Origin of the sequence: Ochrobactrum sp. SFR4 (assembly GCF_019730395.1) — a bacterium.
GTDB lineage: Bacteria > Pseudomonadota > Alphaproteobacteria > Rhizobiales > Rhizobiaceae > Pseudochrobactrum.
The window spans coordinates 1-244 of sequence record NZ_JAAPBB010001205.1 but is presented as its reverse complement, the minus strand read 5'-3'; the positions used below and the strand labels follow the sequence as shown (position 1 = coordinate 244).

The 244-nt window shown below is 53.3% G+C and carries 1 pseudogene; it reads right to left on the bottom strand.

Features of this window, described 5'->3' with window-relative positions:
- Positions 1-207 (bottom strand): annotated as a pseudogene (locus HBA93_RS22865) (hypothetical protein); the annotation flags it as partial.
- Positions 208-244: the final 37 nt, after the last annotated feature.

The following is a 244-nucleotide window of genomic DNA, read 5'->3' as shown; positions in this document are numbered from 1 at the left end:
CCCTCCGATTGCCGCTAGCTCGTTCAGTGACAGTTGCGAAACAGGATCGTCATCAATGCGGCTACGCGCTTGTTTAATTGCACTGGGAACATTAAGCTCACGCTCGCCGGAATGTTGACGGATGAGCCGCTCCAGCAGGATGAGCAGTTTTTCAGCAGCTTCAATTTCACTATTGCCCCCATTCTTATCGGTAACAGCACGAAACAACGACCGGAAACCCGCTGCGGCTGCCGGATCAGTCAGA